At 66.8% G+C, this 14,363-nt stretch carries 18 protein-coding genes; 17 read left to right on the forward strand and 1 reads right to left on the reverse strand.

Annotated features, from left to right (window positions below; genetic code table 11):
- The first annotated feature begins 1 nt into the window (after position 1).
- Together AC1RAD_RS11810 and AC1RAD_RS11815 are read left to right on the forward strand one after the other, a co-directional pair.
- Complete coding sequence (locus AC1RAD_RS11810; RefSeq protein WP_492734894.1) at positions 2 to 640, forward strand: FMN-binding negative transcriptional regulator; 639 nt, start codon at positions 2 to 4, stop codon at positions 638 to 640.
- A gap of 23 nt (positions 641 to 663) precedes the next feature.
- Positions 664 to 2,385 (forward strand): hypothetical protein, encoded by a 1,722-nt coding sequence (locus tag AC1RAD_RS11815; protein WP_492734896.1) that lies wholly within the window; start codon positions 664 to 666, stop codon positions 2,383 to 2,385.
- Between the two features lie 25 nt (positions 2,386 to 2,410).
- Here AC1RAD_RS11815 and ilvB read toward each other — a convergent pair whose 3' ends face one another.
- Positions 2,411 to 4,201 carry a biosynthetic-type acetolactate synthase large subunit gene (gene ilvB, locus AC1RAD_RS11820; protein WP_492734898.1) on the reverse strand — a complete coding sequence of 597 codons (1,791 nt, stop codon included), beginning with the start codon at positions 4,199 to 4,201 and terminating at the stop codon, positions 2,411 to 2,413.
- Positions 4,202 to 4,266: 65 nt separating this feature from the next.
- On the opposite strand from ilvB, the gene AC1RAD_RS11825 reads away from it, so the two are divergent.
- The 15 genes from AC1RAD_RS11825 (at position 4,267) to AC1RAD_RS11895 (ending at position 14,331) form a co-directional block, all read left to right on the forward strand.
- Positions 4,267 to 4,761: an Lrp/AsnC family transcriptional regulator gene (locus AC1RAD_RS11825; RefSeq protein WP_307693174.1), complete on the forward strand. Its 495-nt coding sequence runs from the start codon at positions 4,267 to 4,269 to the stop codon at positions 4,759 to 4,761.
- Positions 4,762 to 4,838: 77 nt separating this feature from the next.
- Positions 4,839 to 5,366: a P-loop nucleotide/nucleoside kinase family protein gene (locus tag AC1RAD_RS11830; RefSeq protein WP_492734900.1), complete on the forward strand. Its 528-nt coding sequence runs from the start codon at positions 4,839 to 4,841 to the stop codon at positions 5,364 to 5,366.
- Between the two features lie 4 nt (positions 5,367 to 5,370).
- Positions 5,371 to 5,694, forward strand: a complete 324-nt coding sequence (locus AC1RAD_RS11835) for a hypothetical protein (RefSeq protein ID WP_492734902.1) — start codon at positions 5,371 to 5,373, stop codon at positions 5,692 to 5,694.
- A 22-nt stretch (positions 5,695 to 5,716) separates the two neighbouring features.
- A complete protein-coding gene (locus AC1RAD_RS11840) occupies positions 5,717 to 6,250 on the forward strand; it encodes a GNAT family N-acetyltransferase (protein WP_492734904.1) in 534 nt (177 codons plus the stop codon).
- A gap of 123 nt (positions 6,251 to 6,373) precedes the next feature.
- Positions 6,374 to 6,622 (forward strand): DUF1272 domain-containing protein, encoded by a 249-nt coding sequence (locus AC1RAD_RS11845; RefSeq protein ID WP_492734906.1) that lies wholly within the window; start codon positions 6,374 to 6,376, stop codon positions 6,620 to 6,622.
- 311 nt (positions 6,623 to 6,933) lie between these two features.
- The gene (locus tag AC1RAD_RS11850; RefSeq protein WP_492734908.1) at positions 6,934 to 7,347 is read left to right on the forward strand and encodes a hypothetical protein; all 414 of its coding nucleotides are present in this window, start codon (positions 6,934 to 6,936) and stop codon (positions 7,345 to 7,347) included.
- A 181-nt stretch (positions 7,348 to 7,528) separates the two neighbouring features.
- Positions 7,529 to 7,945, forward strand: a complete 417-nt coding sequence (locus AC1RAD_RS11855; RefSeq protein ID WP_070061082.1) for a VOC family protein — start codon at positions 7,529 to 7,531, stop codon at positions 7,943 to 7,945.
- Between the two features lie 55 nt (positions 7,946 to 8,000).
- Entirely contained in the window at positions 8,001 to 8,210 is a 210-nt protein-coding gene (locus tag AC1RAD_RS11860) for a DUF4287 domain-containing protein (RefSeq protein WP_070061083.1), read from the forward strand.
- A 104-nt stretch (positions 8,211 to 8,314) separates the two neighbouring features.
- Positions 8,315 to 8,854: a DUF6886 family protein gene (locus tag AC1RAD_RS11865; RefSeq protein WP_492734910.1), complete on the forward strand. Its 540-nt coding sequence runs from the start codon at positions 8,315 to 8,317 to the stop codon at positions 8,852 to 8,854.
- 84 nt (positions 8,855 to 8,938) lie between these two features.
- Positions 8,939 to 9,310, forward strand: coding sequence for a VOC family protein (locus tag AC1RAD_RS11870; protein ID WP_492734912.1), 372 nt, complete (start codon positions 8,939 to 8,941; stop codon positions 9,308 to 9,310).
- 73 nt (positions 9,311 to 9,383) lie between these two features.
- Positions 9,384 to 9,908, forward strand: a complete 525-nt coding sequence (locus AC1RAD_RS11875) for a sigma-70 family RNA polymerase sigma factor (protein ID WP_070061085.1) — start codon at positions 9,384 to 9,386, stop codon at positions 9,906 to 9,908.
- A complete protein-coding gene (locus AC1RAD_RS11880; protein WP_492734914.1) occupies positions 9,905 to 10,900 on the forward strand; it encodes a FecR domain-containing protein in 996 nt (331 codons plus the stop codon). Before AC1RAD_RS11875 ends, AC1RAD_RS11880 begins: the two co-directional genes overlap by 4 nt.
- Positions 10,901 to 11,029: 129 nt before the next feature.
- Positions 11,030 to 13,537 carry a TonB-dependent siderophore receptor gene (locus AC1RAD_RS11885; protein WP_492734916.1) on the forward strand — a complete coding sequence of 836 codons (2,508 nt, stop codon included), beginning with the start codon at positions 11,030 to 11,032 and terminating at the stop codon, positions 13,535 to 13,537.
- A 77-nt stretch (positions 13,538 to 13,614) separates the two neighbouring features.
- Positions 13,615 to 14,037 (forward strand): GNAT family N-acetyltransferase, encoded by a 423-nt coding sequence (locus tag AC1RAD_RS11890; RefSeq protein ID WP_492734918.1) that lies wholly within the window; start codon positions 13,615 to 13,617, stop codon positions 14,035 to 14,037.
- A gap of 102 nt (positions 14,038 to 14,139) precedes the next feature.
- Positions 14,140 to 14,331, forward strand: a complete 192-nt coding sequence (locus AC1RAD_RS11895) for a hypothetical protein (protein ID WP_492734920.1) — start codon at positions 14,140 to 14,142, stop codon at positions 14,329 to 14,331.
- The last annotated feature ends 32 nt before the right edge of the window (positions 14,332 to 14,363 follow it).

Genomic DNA, 14,363 nt, shown 5'->3' on the forward strand with positions numbered 1-14,363 from the left:
CATGTACACGCCCAAGCCGTACATCGAAGACGACCTCGCGACGCTGCACGCCGGCATCCGCGCCTGGAGCTTCGGCACGCTCATCACCGTCGGCCCGTCGGGCGCCAGCGCCACGCACCTGCCCTTCCTGCTCGACGCGCAGGACGACGGCCCCGGCCTGCTCACCACGCACCTGTCGAAGAAGAACCCGCAGTTCGACGAGTTGCGTGCGGGCGCCGAGGTGCTCGCCATCTTCCAGGGGCCACATGCCTTCGTCACGCCCAGTTGGTACGTGAAGCAGAGCACCTTCCCGACCTGGAACTACACCGCGATCCACGCGCGCGGCACGCCCCGCGTGATCGAGGAGCGCACGGCCATCCATGCCGTGCTGCGCCGCACTGTCGCGCTGTACGACACGCCGCTGGGCGGCAACTGGGACTTCGATGCCATGCCCTTCGACTTCGTGGCGCCACGCCTGGACATGATCGCGGCGGTCGAGATTCCGGTGCGCGTGCTCGAAGGCAAGTTCAAGCTCAACCAGGACCGGTCGGAAGACGATCGCAAGGGCGTGATCGCCGCGCTGGAACGGCTGGGCGATCCGCAGGGCGTGGCCGTGGCCGGGCTCATGCGGCAGCAGATGGCGTTGACGGTGGCGGGCTGACTCGCGGCGGCACAATCGTCCGCGTGCCACGCCTACTTCACCTTCTGACCGCCGGCCTCGCGCTCGCATCCTCCCTCGCCCACGCGGCCGACCCGGTACTGCTCGTCACCTCGCCCGTCGCGCTGCAGGCCGCCGAGAAAGCCGGCGCCGGTTTCGGCCGCTGGTTCGACGTGCCCTCTGCGGCCAGCGGCATCGCCACCAACCAGGCACTCGCTCGTTCGCCCGCCTGGCAATCGATTGCCGACCCGCTGAAGGCCAGCCTCGCCGCCCTGCAGCGCCGCGACCCGCAGGCCGGCGTCGGCATTGCGCGCTACCCGCACCGGATCTTCGACGCGCGCTGGCTCGCCAGCCCCGACGCCTTCTTCGAGCTGGTCGGCGTCGCCAACCGCATGGACCGCCGCCCGTTCCAGCCCGGCGCCTGCGGCGAGACGCGGCTCGTGTACCGGCTGGCGTATCGCTCGGCCGCGATGCAGTCGCGCCTGCCGATGACCGTCGCCGTCGAGTTGCGCGGCGACGCGCCCGATGCCGACGGCAGCTGCGCCAGCGCCGCGCGGCGCTGGCAACCGCCGCAGGCGTCGATGAAAGACGAAGCGCTCGGCCGCTGGCTCGTGTCGGCCGACGGCCCGCTCGCGCCGCCGCGGCTCGCGCAGGCCCGCATCGCGCAGGTCACGACCAACCTGCAGAGCGTGCGCTGGCCCTCGGCCGTGCGGCCCGACCTCGGCGGCCATGCCGAGTACCTGCTGCGCGCCTTCCGCTGGAACGCGGGCACGCAGCGCTTCGACGCGGGTCCGCTCGAGAACACGCCCGACGTCGCGAAGCTCAAGGCCGACGCCCCGCTGCGCAAGGCGCTGCTGCAGTGGCTGCAGCAACCCGACACGCTGCGCGCGCTCGACAGCGCCACCGTGCGCATCCCCGATCGCTTCCTGGCCACCGAGTCGGTCTCCGTGGCGCCGCGCGGCCTCGAGCGCCTGGCGAACCGCCCCTTCGAACAGCTGTTCGCGCCCGGCGACTGGCAGCCCGTGCCCGGCAGCCGCACGCTGCAGTCACCGCAGGCCGTGCTGCGCCGTCTCGACGACCTGAGCTGCGCCGGCTGCCACCAGAGCCGCGCGGTCGCGGGCTTTCACCTGTTGGGCGTGGACCGGCGCGGCGCCTCGCGCACCTTCACGACCGGCAACGCGCTCGCGCTGCCGCACTCGCCGCACTTGCAGGATGAGTTGGCGCGACGCGAACGCTATGTGAAGGCCGCGTTGACGACGCCCGTGCCCGACCCGTTCCGCCCGCTGGCCTCGCCGGACGATGCGAACGCCTTGCCCGACAAAGCCACCGTCGGCGCCAGCTGCGAGCCCACGCGAATCACCGTCTCGGCCGACCCGTGGCGCGACCGCGCGCAGAAGCTGCCGCGCACCGCCGCCACGACCTGCGAAGGCGCGGACTCTGTGTGCGAGAAAACCTCGGTCGGCTTCCCCGGCGGCATGTGCTCGGGCCGCTGCGATCCGAAGGACCCGAACGGCACCTGCGGCGGCATCGCCATCCTCAGCGACTTCAACCAGTGCCTGGCAGCCAAGCAGCCCTTCGGCGATTGCCTGAGCAAGCACACGCGGCCCGGCAATCTGCGCAGCTGCTCGGCGCAACAGCCTTGCCGCGAGGACTACATCTGCGCGCAGGCCGAAGGCCAGCCCGAAGGACGCGGGGCGTGCATTCCGCCCTACTTCCTGTTCCAGATGCGGGTGGACGGGCACTCGTGATGTGAGCGAGTGCGAGGACCGGCCCTCAGCTTTCTTCTTCGTACCACCGGTCCTTCGCCAGCATCACCCGGTGGTGCCCACACCCCGACGGCATCATCGGGAAGCAGTTCTCCTGCGCCGCCACCTGCACGTCCAGAAAGAACGGTCCCTTGCTCGCCAGGCATTCGGCCAGCGCTTCTTCCAGCTCCGCAGGGTCCGACACCCGCCGCGCCCCCCACCCAAAAGCCTTCGCCAGCGCCACGAAATCCGGCAGCGCCTCGTTCCAGCTGTGGCTCAGGCGGTTGCCGTGGTTCAGCTCCTGCCATTGCCGCACCATGCCCATGTAGCCGTTGTTGCTCAGCACCAGCTTCACCGGGGTGCGATGCTGCATGGCGGTCGACAGCTCCTGGATGTTCATCAGCACCGAGGCGTCGCCGCTCACGCACACCGTGAGCGCGTCGGGGTGGCCGATCTGCGCGCCGATGGCCGCGGGCAACCCGTAGCCCATGGTGCCGGCGCCGCCCGAGGTGAGCCAGTGGCGCGGGCTGTCGAAGCGCAGGTACTGCGCGGCCCACATCTGGTGCTGGCCCACATCGGTCGAGACGATCGCATCACGGCCCGCGATGGCCCGCTGCAGCGACGACATCAGCTGCTGCGGCAGGATCTCTTCCGTCGACGGGGTGAAGGCCAGGCAGTCTTCGGCGCGCCAGCGCTCGATGCGCGCCCACCACGGCGCCAGCCGCTCGGGCGCAAACTCGTCGGGCAGCAGCCCCAGCAGCGCTTCGACGATGGCGCCGCAGTCGCCCACCATCGGCACGTCGACGTGCACCACCTTGTTGATGCTGCCGGGGTCGATGTCGATGTGGATCTTGCGGGCGTGCGGACAGAACTCGTCGAGCTTGCCCGTCACGCGGTCGTCGAAACGCGCGCCCACGCACACCACCAGGTCGGCCTCGTGCATCGCGAGGTTGGCTTCGAGCATGCCGTGCATGCCCAGCATGCCGACGAACTTCGGGTCGGACGCGGGGAACGCGCCCAGCCCCATCAGCGTGAGCGTGCATGGCGCGTGCAGCCGGTGCACGAGTTGCGTGAACGCCTCGCAGGCCGCCGGCCCCGAGTTGATGAGCCCGCCGCCGCCGTAGAGCACCGGCCGGCGCGCGGTCGAGATCAGGTCGGCGGCGCGCTGCAGCATCGCCCGCGGCGGCAGCGGCGCGCGGCCCGTGCGCAGCGCGCGCAGCGGGGCCGGCGCGGCGCCGTGCGTGAGGCGCATGAGCTGGATGTCCTTCGGCACGTCGAGCAGCACCGGGCCGGGGCGGCCGGTGGTGGCGATGTCGAGCGCGCGGCGCACCAGCGCGGGCACGTCGTCGGCCGCGCGCACCTGCCGGTTCCACTTGGTCACCGGGCGTGACATGCCCAGCGCGTCGCTTTCCTGGAAAGCCTGCGTGCCGATCACCGCCGTCGACACCTGCCCGCTGATGCACAGCACCGGCACCGAATCGCTCATCGCGTCGAGCAGCCCCGTGATCGTGTTGCCCACGCCCGGCCCCGACGTGACCAGCACCACGCCGACGCGGCCCGTGCTGCGCGCATAGCCCTCGGCCGCATGCACCGCCGCCTGTTCGTGGCGCACCAGCACATGGCGCAGCCGGGGTTCGCCGTGCAGCGCGTCGTACAGCGGCAGCGCCGCGCCGCCGGGGTAGCCGAAGATCGTGTCGACGCCGCACTCGACCAGCGTGTCGAGCAGCGCTTCGGCGCCGTTGCGCACGCGGGGTGGGGTCTCGGGCATGGCCGGCGAGAGGGAGGGCGAGGATGTGGGGGGAAGGTCGAGCAGTCGCATGCCGTCAATTCTTCCGCTCTTGAGGCAGAATTTGCTTCTTTCTTTTGGCTATTTAAGCTCGAAACATGAAAACCAATCGCCAAACATCGTCAGACAGCGAAGGATCTTTCGACAAGACCGATCTGGCGATCCTGCGGGTGCTGCTGCTCGACTCGCGCAAGACCCTGCAGGAGATCGGCAACGAGGTCGGCCTGTCGCCCACCAGCTGCTGGACGCGCATCAAGAAACTCGAGGCCTCGGGCGTCATCAAGCGCTACACCGTCGACGTCGACCCGGCCAAGCTGGGGTACCACGACTCGGTCATCGTGCAGGTCACCCTCGAGAGCCACACCGACGAAACCCTGTACGACTTCGGCCGCACCCTCGCCACCATTCCCGAGATCCAGGAGGCCTACCTCGTGTCGGGCGACTACGACTACTACATCCGCATCGCCGTGCGCGACACGCGCGACTACGAGCGACTGCTGCGCGAGAAGCTCTACAAGATTCCCGGCATTCGCCATAGCAAGTCGCACTTCGTGCTGCGCGTGCTGAAGGAAGCGACAGTGCCGCTGATCTGACGGGTCGACGGGCCCGCATGAACGAATGGTGGGTACGATCGCCGACGAACGGCCTTTCGCAGACGCCATCCCCTTCCATGAGATCGACTTCGGAACATCGAACCCTGATCGTCCTGAGTGGACTGCCAGGCACAGGCAAGACCACCATCGCGCGCGAACTCGTGGCGCGTGCCCCGTCGGTGTACCTGCGCATCGACGCCATCGAGCACGCACTGAAGACCGCAAGCGGGCGCACTGACGACGTGGGCCCGGCGGGCTACGTCGTGGCCTACGCGCTGGCTCGGTCCAACCTTGCGCTCGGCATGTCCGTGGTTGCTGATTGCGTCAACCCGCTGCCGGTCACGCGTGAGGCGTGGCGGGCTGTGGCCGCCGAGACGTCGTCGCATGTGGTGGAGGTGGAGTTCGTGTGCTCTGACGTTGTTGAACACCGCCGACGCGTGGAGAGCCGGGAAGCCGACATTGCGGGCTTTGCGTTGCCGAGTTGGGAGGCTGTGCTTGGGCACGACTACGAGGCTTGGGTCACGAGCCGCCTGGTCATCGACTCGGCGCTGGTGAGTGCGAGCGAGGCGGCGGACCTGATCTGGCGGCGCATGCGTGAGCGGTAAATCGATGCGCTCCCGTTTCATCGACACCTTCCTGGGCGCCATCGTGCTCGGCCCCTGGGCGGCGATGTTTGCCTATCTGGGCCTTGCACCGTTGGCCGCCTACTGGCTCGACGGCACCAAGCATCGCACGGGCGCCAGCCGCGGCTCTTCCTATTGGTGGAGCTTCCCGGACGCCGTGGCGGCGCAGTACCCGATGCTCACCTGGCTGCTCGAACTCAAGAGCCATGTCGTTGTGTGGAGCTGCCTGGCTGGGATGGTGATCGGGCCGGTGGTTGCGTGGATCATGAGCAGCCGGTTGAACCGCATGCGTCGCGACATCCGCCAATGAATTCAGGAATGAACGATCGTCCATGAACCCGACCGCAGATATCTCGGTGCAACCAGCGAAACCCGATGAATGGAAGACCTATCGAGACCTGCGCCTGCGGGCGTTGCTCGACTCGCCGGACGCCTTCGGAAGCACGTACGAGGCAGAGGCCACGAGAACCGATGCGATGTGGTCCGCTCGCATTGCCGCGGCGACTTCATCCGGGAAAGACCGTGTGCTTTTCGCGTTCAACCGCACCGATGCCTGCGGCCTGATCTGGTGCAAGGTGTCCGGCGATGAACCGGCTGTCGCTCATCTGTTTCAGATGTGGGTCGACCCCGCCTCACGAGGCATCGGGGCCGGTCGCGCTTTGCTCGAAGCGGCGGTTTCCTGGGCCGCGCGTGCAGGGATGAAACGCGTGGGCCTGGGAGTCACTGTCGCAGACACGCCCGCGATGCGCCTGTACACGGCGTGCAGCTTCCGCCCCGATGGTGCGTTGGAGCCGCTGCGGGAACACTCACCCCTGATGGTGCAGCCGATGAGCCTGGCACTCGGACCCGCCGGGCCGACAGCCTGACTATCGCGATGCCCGCACGCGGCCTCGTCGTGCGGCAACACGCGCCAGCCTCCCGTGCTCGCCATGCATCGGCGAGCACACCTTCGTTTAAGCTCGACCGACTCAACTCTCTGAGGCTTCGCCATGCTCCAAATGCGCCCCGGGTGTGAATGCTGCGACCGAGACTTGCCGCCGGATTCGGCCGATGCCCGCATCTGTTCTTTCGAGTGCACGTTCTGCAGTGATTGCGCGAACCAACGCCTCGCAGGCACATGTCCGAACTGCGGCGGAGAGTTGGTCCCGCGCCCGTCGCGGCCAACGGCAAAACTTGAAAAGTTTCCGGGTTCGACCACACGGATTTTCAAGCCCGAAGGTTGCGCAGCGGCACCGTGAAGTGCGCGTCGCGGGCCCTGTCGCTTCGACGCTTTCTAACGACCGGAGACGACCTCCAATCTCAGAGAATTCTTGCGCCGCAAGATAAAGATCTACGCACCTTCAGGTGCGGCAAGACAGGCGATGATCCGATAAGAAAGCGATCGACCGCATCGCACACTTGGAGTTGCTACGGATCGAAAATTCGCGGCTCACGAAATGAACAACTGGAGCTAACAATGCGATTTTTCTGGCGGCGGGATGCCTTGACAGATTCGCCATACCTTCGGGATGCCAATCGACTAGGCGACGTCATTGCAGCTCTGCAAGCAATGGCCGTCTATAAGTTCTACAAGCTCTCATTTGAAGATTGGGCGGACCGCCTGACTGCAGACAAGACTCAGGCTGAGAAGTGGAAGACCGTGTTTGCCGAGCACCCGGAGTTCTTTCGCCTAGACGGAGCCAAGGAGAGGGCTTCACTGGTTTGGCGCCGACAGTTTCCTAGGCGCTACGACGTAGATAACGAGCGAGTTCTTACGGCCGAGGAATACCGAGCGCTCCCGGCGGAGAGGAGCGCTCGCATGTCGCGCAACCCCTTGTCGTCATCCGATATTAAGGCTCTCGTGGACACCGCAGTAAGCATGCACTCGAGGGCTCTTGAGCATCAGAAGGACAAACGCTGGTGGGTCGCTCTTTCAAGCGCGGCAGGCGCACTCTTAGGTGCACTTATCGGGAAGCTTCTTTGATATGGCGGGATTCCTTTGCAACGCTGATTGAATGTCAGCGATAAAACCACGCCGTGACACGCGCCGCATCCGGCCACAGGTGCTCGACAGCTCGGCGTGCGATCGGGCAAGCGCAGACCATCTTCCCTGTCGCAGGTCGACTTGATCGCCTTACCATCCCCGATTTTTCCGACCAGACCCCATGCACCAATCACTCGGCCTCGTCTCCTTGGTGGTCCCCGACTACGACAAGGCGCTCGAATTCTTCGTCGGCACACTGGGCTTCGAACTCGTCGAAGACACGCCCGTGCCTGCGCAAGGAAAGCGCTGGGTCGTGGTCAAACCTCAGGGTGGACAAGGGGCCTGCCTTCTCCTGGCGCAGGCGTCGGCGCCAGAACAGCAGCGCGCCATCGGCGACCAGGCCGGCGGCCGCGTGTTCCTGTTCCTGTACACGGACGACTTCTGGCGCGACTACGAAAAGTACAAGGCCGCAGGCGTCGAGTTCGTCCGCCCGCCGGAGGAGCAACCGCACGGGGTCGTGGCTGTCTTCAAGGACCTGTGCGGGAACATGTGGGACCTGATCCAGCCCAATGCCAGCAACAGGAGCTGGCAGCTGTAAGAATGGCCTCGCTCCCTTTCACGAACCTCACTCTTCACCCGCGAAAGAACCGCCCATGACCGAGACCGCCAAGGTAAAAGGACCCGCCTCGTACTTCCCCTCCATCGAGAAGACCTACGGCCAGCCGATCGCGCATTGGATGGACATTCTTCAGGCGGCGGGTCCGCTGAAGCACATGGAGCTCGTGAGCCAGCTCAAGACCCAGCACCAGATGGGTCATGGGCATGCGAATGCGTTGGTTGCAGCGTTTCTTGCGAAGAAGTAGCACGCGCCATCGGCGCCGAGAACGCATGCCTTCGGCCCACGGCGGTGCGAACGGCTGACGACGCGTTTCCTTTTCGTCGCAACTGTCATCTTCGACGCCCCGACATGCGCCTCTTTCACTTCAGCGAAGACGGTCAGATCGACCAGTTCACGCCACGCTCTGTACGCCAGCCGGCACTTCGCAAACCCGGTCAGGAATGGCTCAACAGCCCGCTCGTGTGGGCCATCGATGCCGATCACCAGCGGCTGTATCTCTTTCCGCGAGAGTGCCCGCGCATCGTTGTCTGGGCGCACTCGGCATCGAGCCACGATGATCGAATGGTGTGGATGGGCGATCTTCCGTGCGGCGTACAGGCCGTTGCTTTCATAGAGCGAGCCTGGGTGGATCGCCATCGATCTGGCTCGATCTTCCGCTACGAGTTTCCCGTCCACTCGTTCGAGTGCATTGAAGACGCAGGCATGTTCGTCAGTCGAAACGTGGTGCGTCCGCTGGGCTGCGAGAGAATCGCGAATCTTCCCCTGGCCTTGAACGACAGCCACACCGAGTTGCGGGTTGTCGACTCGTTGCTGCCCTTGCGTGGCGTCTGGAACAGCACGCTGCATGCCAGTGGCATACGCTTGCGCAATGCGTCGGGTTGGGCCTGACCTCAATGCCCAACCGAGGGCAAATAAGCGTCTCGGTCAATCGCCTTTCGGTAGTACGCGCCTAACCCCCAGCCAGGAGAGCCCATGCAGCTTCACACCGCCCGCATCTTCGTCCAGGACCTCGCCCTCGCCTCCCGCTTCTATGAAGAGATCCTCGGCCTGCCCCTGAAGGCCGACGGCCGCGACCAGGGCTTTTGCGTGTTCGACGCAGGACCCATGAGCCTGGTGGTCGAAAGTGTCGAAGCAGATGCCCCACCGGAAGACCTGGCCTTGGTGGGCCGCTTCACAGGCCTGTCTTTCGACGTGGAAAACATCCAGTCGAAGTACACCGAACTCTCGTCACGCGGCGTCGCCTTCAGCGGCCTCCCCGAGCCGCAGTCATGGGGCGGCATCCTCGCCACAGTGCGCGACCCCGCCGGCAACGAGCTTCAACTGGTGCCGCAGCCCCGAACGTAGCCATTGGTGCACATTCGCCATACAATGAGAATAATTCTTATTTGGATGGCCTGGCCACCGCACTACGTCCGCCATGGCCGCCGATCCCGCTCTGCACCCGCACATCCACACCCTCTATAGCGAGCACCACGGGTGGCTGCAGGGCTGGTTGCGCAGGAAGCTCGGCAATGCTTTCGATGCGGCAGACCTGGCACAAGACACCTTCCTACGCATCCTCACCGCGCCAGACCACACGCCCGAGAAGCAGTGCGACTGGCAATTGAGGGAGCCGCGCGCCTACCTGACGGTGGTTGCCAAGCGGCTGCTGGCCAACCTGTACCGACGGCGTTCGCTGGAGCAGGCCTACCTCGAGGCCTTGAGCGCATTGCCCGAGCCGCTCGCGCCCTCGCCCGAGCAGCAGGCGATCATTCTCGAAACCCTGCAGGAGATCGACGCCATGCTCGACGGCCTGGCGCCGCCGGTGCGCCAGGCCTTCCTGATGGCGCAGCTCGAAGGGCTGGGCTATGCGGAGATCGCCGCGAAGCTGGGCGTGAGCGAGCGCACCGTCAAGCGCTACATGGCCGAGGCCATGGCCCGCTGCATCCTGCTCGTCGCGTGACGGTGCAACGCACGATGGCGGTCGGGGTCGACAAGGCCGTCGCCCTACAGGCAGCGCAATGGTTCGTCCTGCTGCAGTCGGGCGAGGCCACGGCGGCCGATCGCACGCAATGGGCGCGCTGGCGGGCGGCCGACCCCGCGCACGAAGCGGCCTGGCAGCGCGCCGAGCAGGTCAGCGGCAAGTTCGGCAGGCTGCCGGGCGCGCTGTCGATGCCGGTGCTGGGCCGAGCGGTGCGAAGCGACCGCCGCACAGCCGTCAAGGCACTCGCTGTGTTGCTGACTGCGGCACCTGCCGGCTGGCTGGCCTGGCGCGCGTCGCCGGCACGCGAATGGCTGGCCGACCACCGCACCGCCACGGGCGAACGCCGCGAACTGCGTCTGGCCGACGGCACGCGTCTGCAGCTCAACACCGCGACCGCGATCGATGTGGCCTATGGCGCGACGCAGCGCGTGGTGCGGCTCCATGCGGGCGAAATACTCATCGAGACGGCACCCGATGCCGTGCCCTCTTCCGACCCCGCCTACCGCCCCTTCATCGTCGAGACCGCGCAGGGGCGCCTGCGTGCGCTGGGCACGCGCTTCGTGGTCCGGCAGCACGAAGGCGATCGCAGCCATCTGACGGTGCTCGACGGCGCGGTCGAGATTCGCCCCGACAGCGCACGCAGCCTGGCGACGGTGGTGCGTGCCGGCGAGCAGGCCATGTTCTCTTCGACGGCCATCAGCGAGATCACGGCGGCAGCCGCCGATGCCGACGATTGGTCGCGCGGTGTCCTGCGCGCCAGGAGCATGCGGCTGCACGACTTCCTCGCCGAGCTGGGCCGCTACCGGCCCGGCGTGCTGCGCTGCGATCCGGCTGTGGCCGACCTGCGCGTGTCGGGCGTGTTCCAGCTGCGCGACACCGGCCCGGTGCTCGACAGCCTGCCACAGGCCTTGCCGGTGGACGTGCTCTTTCGCACGCGCTACTGGGTCACGGTGGTGGCGCCGGGCGGTTGAGGCGTCGGGTGCTGGCAGCGATTTCGGCCGCTGCGATTTTTCTGTCGCGGCCTGTCCCCTTTTCTTTCCTCGCGTGTGAAGCCTTGAGGAACAGCAACTTCACACCCCTTGCAGGAGAGAGAGAAATCCATGGCCCGTCGCCGACCGTCCCCCCTTGATTCCGACGCCGTCTCGTTGCGTGCGCTGTCGCTCGCCGTGCACGGCGCGTTGTTCGCCATGGCGTGCGCCGCCGCCGGGCCGGTCGCCGCGCAGACGTCGGGCGTGCCCAACGCACAGGCCACGCAGGCCGAAGCACGCAAGGCCTACAACATCGCACCCGGCCCGCTCGACGAGGCACTGTCGAGCTTCGCCGCCTCTGCCGGTGTGAGCATCACGATTCCGCCTGCCCTCACGCAGGGCAAGCGGTCGCCCGGCCTGCAGGGCCAGCACGCCGTGGCCGAAGGCTTCGCGCGGCTGCTGGCCGGCTCGGGCCTCGAGGCGGCGGGTGGCGCGGGCGGCGCGTATGCGCTGCGCCGCTCGAGCATCGGCGGCCCTGCAGACACCGGCGCCGACGGCAGCACCACGCTCGCGCCGGTCACCGTCACGGCCGAGGCCGAACGCAGCGCCACCACCGAAGGCACGCGCTCGTACACGGCGCGCGCGCTGACGCTCGGCAAGGGCGAGCAGGCGCTCAAGGACATTCCCCAATCGGTCAGCGTGATCACGCGCCAGCGCATGGACGACCAGGGCCTCGTCGACCTGCGCGATGCGGTCAACAACGTCACGGGCGTGGTGGGCGTCAAGGGCGTGGGGCCGGGCATGGTCCTCACGTCGCGCGGCTTCCAGATCGACGCCTGGCAATACGACGGCGTGCCCGTGCCGCGCAACATGTACTCGCTGGGCAACTGGGCCACCGAAGACACGGTGTTCTTCGACCGCGTGGAAGTGCTGCGCGGCGCCTCGGGCCTGCTGCAAGGCACCGGCAGCCCGGGCGGCGCAATCAACCTCGTGCGCAAGCGCGGTCAGCCCGAGAAGACGCTCACGCTCACCGGCAAGGCGGGCTCGTGGGACCACTACGGCGCGCAACTCGACGCCGGCGGTCCGCTCAATGCCGAAGGCACGCTGCGCGGCCGCGTGGTGGTCGACGAAGACCGCAGCCACTCGTTCACCGACTACGTGTGGCGCAAGACGCGCTCGCTCTACGGCGCCATCGACTACGACATTTCCCCCGACACCACCGTCGGCTTCGGCGTGAGCCACTCGCACGCCAAGGGGCGTCCGATGCTGCGCGGTTTTCCGCGCTACCCGGACGGCACCGACATCGGCCTGCCGCGCTCCGTGTTCACGGGCGCCCTGTGGAACCACAGCGACATCGAGCAGACCACGGTGTATGTCGACGCCGAGCACCGCTTCAACGACAAGTGGAAGCTGAAGTTCTCCGCGCTCGGCATGAACGAGAAGAACAGCGCGCAGCACCAGCGCATGCACGGCGACGTGCAAGCCGACGGCAGCGGGCTGAACTTCGCCGACTGGGACACCCGCTTCGATTCGCGCAAGCTCGGCTTCGACGTCTACCTGCGCGGACGCTTCGACGCGCTGTCGATGCAGCACGACCTGACCATCGGCGCCAACTACTCGAAGTTCGAGTCGACCGACCGGTATGCGCGCCGGTTCAGCGGCGGCGGCAACATCTTCGCCATCGACCACAACCGCCCGGCGCAGAACTACGACACCATCATGGCGGCGGGCGGCGGGAAGAGCCACACGCACTACGACGTGCGGCAAAAGGGCATCTACGGCAGCTGGCGGGCCCAGTTGGCCGAGCCGCTCACGGCCATCGTCGGCGCGCGCCTGAGCTGGTACGACTACCTCTACTCGAGCCAGTCCGCGGGCTTCACGAGCACCGTCAGCACGTCGGGCGAAGTGACGCCGTACGTCGGCCTCGTGTTCGCGCTCAACAAGCAATGGTCGGCCTACGCGAGCTACACCGACGTGTTCGAGCCGCAGACCGAGCGCACCGTCTCGGGCGACGGGCTCAAGCCCATCATCGGCAGCAACTACGAGGTGGGCCTGAAGGGCGAACTGATGGATGGCCGCCTGAACACCTCGCTGGCCGTGTTCCGCTACAACCACACCAACCGCGCCGTGACCGACCGCGACGGCGGCTTTGCCTGCGACGGCTGGTACTGCTCCAAGTCGTCGGGCAAGGTGCGCAGCCAGGGCTTCGAAGCCGAGGTCAGCGGCGAGGTCGCGCCGCGGCTGCAGCTCACGGCGGGCTACACCTACAACACCACCCGATTCCTCGAAGACCCCGACAACAAGGGCAAGATCTTCAGCCAGTGGACGCCCAAGCACATGCTGCGCGTGTGGACCAACTACCAGTTGCCCGGCGACTGGAGCCGGCTCAGCGTGGGCGGCGGCTTCAGCATCCAGAGCCACACGCTGGGCTACGACCGCACGTACAAGGTGCCCGGCTTCGCCGTGTGGAGCGCACGCCTGGCCTACCAGCTGACGCCGGAGGTGGCGCTGGCCGTCAACATCAACAACGTCTTCGACAAGCGCTACTACATCCCGGCCTACAGCGAGGCCAACGGGAACAACAACTACGGCGATCCGCGCAACGTGCTGTTCACGGTGAAGTACACGCCGAAGCTGTGAGTTGTGGGGAAGGGGCGCGTGGGTGGCGTGGCCCTTTTTCGTTCTCTCGCTGCCAAAGCGCGGAAAATCGCCTCGGCATGAACTACACGATTTCGAACGAACGAACCGTCACCTGGCAGGAGTTTGGCCATCTGATGGCGTTGGTCGGTTGGGGCAGCGGGTACGACGAAGCATCGTTCGAACGCTCCCATCGGGCCTACCCGCTCGTCGTCCACGCACGTGCAGACAGCGGCGCACTTCTCGGCTATGTCTCAGCCTTCAGCGACGGGGCATTCACGACAATGCTCGGTGAACTGGTTGTCCACCCGGACGCCCAGGGCTCGGGCATCGGCCGGGCGCTACTGAGCGCCGTTGAAGCGGAGTTTCCTGGTGTCCCTGTCTACGTCAAGGCGCTGGGCAATGCGAAGCGATTCTTCGAGGCATGCGGCTATCGCAGCCCGAGCGAAGAAATGACAGTGCTGTTCAAAAAGGCTCGTCCTCGCTCCGCGCAGGCTCTTTGATCAGTGCATGGCCCCGAAGCGAGAGACACAACGAACGCCTCCTGATGATGAGTAACCCCGAAACGACTGCGTGGGTACGGGCGAACGCTGGACGCGTCATGCATGAGTGAAAAGCTGAACTTCGTAGGGGGTGCCATCGGCCTCCTGCTCCTGCTGGGCGGCACGGTTTTCTGGCTCCGACGCGACCTGAAGCGCCTGCGCAACCTCAAGCGAAAGCTGCGGCTCGGCGCCCTGCTCACGCAGGCAGAAAAGGACGAGCTGGCGTCGCTGCTGGGAAGGTACCCCTGGGCCTGACGACCGCCCCGGCCTTCACGACGCAACTCGAA

The sequence above is a fragment of the Variovorax sp. GW823-FHT04B03 genome (assembly GCF_058796495.1).

Coding starts and splice junctions, on each gene's coding strand:
- AC1RAD_RS11870 (WP_492734912.1), top strand. CDS start 8,939: ATGCAGCTTCACACCGCCCGCATCTTCGTCCAGGACCTCGCCCTCGCC.
- ilvB (WP_492734898.1), bottom strand. CDS start 4,201: ATGCGACTGCTCGACCTTCCCCCCACATCCTCGCCCTCCCTCTCGCCG.
- AC1RAD_RS11890 (WP_492734918.1), top strand. CDS start 13,615: ATGAACTACACGATTTCGAACGAACGAACCGTCACCTGGCAGGAGTTT.
- AC1RAD_RS11825 (WP_307693174.1), top strand. CDS start 4,267: ATGAAAACCAATCGCCAAACATCGTCAGACAGCGAAGGATCTTTCGAC.
- AC1RAD_RS11810 (WP_492734894.1), top strand. CDS start 2: ATGTACACGCCCAAGCCGTACATCGAAGACGACCTCGCGACGCTGCAC.
- AC1RAD_RS11830 (WP_492734900.1), top strand. CDS start 4,839: ATGAGATCGACTTCGGAACATCGAACCCTGATCGTCCTGAGTGGACTG.
- AC1RAD_RS11845 (WP_492734906.1), top strand. CDS start 6,374: ATGCTCCAAATGCGCCCCGGGTGTGAATGCTGCGACCGAGACTTGCCG.
- AC1RAD_RS11840 (WP_492734904.1), top strand. CDS start 5,717: ATGAACCCGACCGCAGATATCTCGGTGCAACCAGCGAAACCCGATGAA.
- AC1RAD_RS11895 (WP_492734920.1), top strand. CDS start 14,140: ATGAGTGAAAAGCTGAACTTCGTAGGGGGTGCCATCGGCCTCCTGCTC.
- AC1RAD_RS11835 (WP_492734902.1), top strand. CDS start 5,371: ATGCGCTCCCGTTTCATCGACACCTTCCTGGGCGCCATCGTGCTCGGC.
- AC1RAD_RS11865 (WP_492734910.1), top strand. CDS start 8,315: ATGCGCCTCTTTCACTTCAGCGAAGACGGTCAGATCGACCAGTTCACG.
- AC1RAD_RS11850 (WP_492734908.1), top strand. CDS start 6,934: ATGGCCGTCTATAAGTTCTACAAGCTCTCATTTGAAGATTGGGCGGAC.
- AC1RAD_RS11860 (WP_070061083.1), top strand. CDS start 8,001: ATGACCGAGACCGCCAAGGTAAAAGGACCCGCCTCGTACTTCCCCTCC.
- AC1RAD_RS11855 (WP_070061082.1), top strand. CDS start 7,529: ATGCACCAATCACTCGGCCTCGTCTCCTTGGTGGTCCCCGACTACGAC.
- AC1RAD_RS11875 (WP_070061085.1), top strand. CDS start 9,384: ATGGCCGCCGATCCCGCTCTGCACCCGCACATCCACACCCTCTATAGC.
- AC1RAD_RS11885 (WP_492734916.1), top strand. CDS start 11,030: ATGGCCCGTCGCCGACCGTCCCCCCTTGATTCCGACGCCGTCTCGTTG.